This window comes from Hymenobacter lapidiphilus (assembly GCF_013377885.1).
In the GTDB taxonomy this organism is placed as follows: Bacteria; Bacteroidota; Bacteroidia; order Cytophagales; family Hymenobacteraceae; genus Hymenobacter; species Hymenobacter lapidiphilus.
In genome coordinates, this window is sequence record NZ_JABKAU010000081.1 from 1 (window position 1) to 2,034 (window position 2,034).

The following is a 2,034-nucleotide window of genomic DNA, read 5'->3' on the forward strand; positions in this document are numbered from 1 at the left end:
AAAAGGCGGCGCACGTTAGCAGGAAGGCCGAAAAGAGAAAAACTTTTTCTTCTTCAGGTCTTGCAGAAAGCAAAAAGGGTTCTACCTTTGCAGCCCGCTTCGACCGGAAGGGGGAGCGTAGTAAACGAGAAAAGAAACGCTTCAAAAAAGTTTTCTTCGTTTGCTTGCAAGTTGCGAAAAGGCGCTTACCTTTGCAGCCCGCTTCGACCGGAAGGGGCTTGAAACACGCAGACTGCCTCACTGGGTGAGGCACACGGCAGACTCCAACAGGGAGATTGCACACGTTCTTTGAATGATTGGAAAAGACAATATAGGTAAGTCCTGAAGCCGTGAGGCGGAGGGCAAATGATTGACGCGAATCAGTTTGACCTTTGGGTCAGACATACTAAGGGTCGGATCAGCACTTGACATCAGCCCTATTTCGATAGGGTGTAGAGAAATCTTACAATGGAGAGTTTGATCCTGGCTCAGGATGAACGCTAGCGGCAGGCCTAATACATGCAAGTCGAACGGGTGTTCTCTTCGGAGTACACTAGTGGCGCACGGGTGCGTAACGCGTAACCAATCTGCCCTGAACTGGGGGATAGCCCGCCGAAAGGCGGATTAATACCGCATAATACTACGTTTCGGCATCGTTTCGTAGTTAAAGATTTATTGGTTCAGGATGAGGTTGCGTGCCATTAGCTAGTTGGCGGGGTAAAAGCCCACCAAGGCGACGATGGCTAGGGGACCTGAGAGGGTGATCCCCCACACTGGCACTGAGATACGGGCCAGACTCCTACGGGAGGCAGCAGTAGGGAATATTGGGCAATGGACGAGAGTCTGACCCAGCCATGCCGCGTGCCGGATGAAGGCCTTCTGGGTTGTAAACGGCTTTTCTCAGGGAAGAAAAAGACCATGCGTGGTACACTGACGGTACCTGAGGAATAAGCACCGGCTAACTCCGTGCCAGCAGCCGCGGTAATACGGAGGGTGCAAGCGTTGTCCGGATTTATTGGGTTTAAAGGGTGCGTAGGCGGCCCGTTAAGTCCGGGGTGAAAGCCCACAGCTCAACTGTGGAACTGCCCTGGATACTGGCGGGCTTGAGTCCAGACGAGGTTGGCGGAATGGAAGGTGTAGCGGTGAAATGCATAGATACCTTCCAGAACCCCGATTGCGTAGGCAGCTGACTAGGCTGGTACTGACGCTGAGGCACGAAAGCGTGGGGAGCGAACAGGATTAGATACCCTGGTAGTCCACGCCGTAAACGATGGATACTCGCTGGTAGCGATATACTGTTACTGGCTTAGCGAAAGCGGTAAGTATCCCACCTGGGGAGTACGCTCGCAAGAGTGAAACTCAAAGGAATTGACGGGGGCCCGCACAAGTGGTGGAGCATGTGGTTTAATTCGATGATACGCGAGGAACCTTACCTAGGCTAGAATGCGCGTGACCGGTTCAGAGATGAGCCTTTCCTTCGGGACACAAAGCAAGGTGCTGCATGGCCGTCGTCAGCTCGTGCCGTGAGGTGTTGGGTTAAGTCCCGCAACGAGCGCAACCCCTATGTTTAGTTGCCAGCATGTTATGATGGGGACTCTAAACAGACTGCCTGCGCAAGCAGTGAGGAAGGCGGGGACGACGTCAGGTCATCATGGCCCTTACGCCTAGGGCTACACACGTGCTACAATGGGCGGTACAGCGGGTTGCTACTTGGTGACAAGATGCCAATCTCAAAAAACCGTTCTCAGTTCGGATCGGAGTCTGCAACTCGACTCCGTGAAGCTGGAATCACTAGTAATCGCGTATCAGCAATGACGCGGTGAATACGTTCCCGGGCCTTGTACACACCGCCCGTCAAGCCATGGAAGTTTGGTAGACCTGAAGCTGGTGCTCGTCACAGAAGCCAGTTAGGGTAGAACAAGTAACTAGGGCTAAGTCGTAACAAGGTAGCCGTACCGGAAGGTGCGGCTGGATCACCTCCTTTCTGGAGCTTGTTCGACCCTTCGGTTCGCCGAAAGAATAACGCTTACCCACAACGTCTTTTCCTTTCATTCA

The 2,034-nt window shown here is 53.1% G+C and carries 1 protein-coding gene and 1 rRNA gene; both read left to right on the forward strand.

Annotated elements, in window-relative coordinates; translation table 11 throughout:
• Window positions 1-248, forward strand: a 248-nt coding sequence (locus HW554_RS20465) for a hypothetical protein (protein WP_218134806.1), incomplete at its 5' end; no start/stop codon positions are given.
• A gap of 196 nt (window positions 249-444) precedes the next feature.
• A 16S ribosomal RNA gene (locus HW554_RS20075) occupies window positions 445-1,963 on the forward strand.
• Window positions 1,964-2,034: the final 71 nt, after the last annotated feature.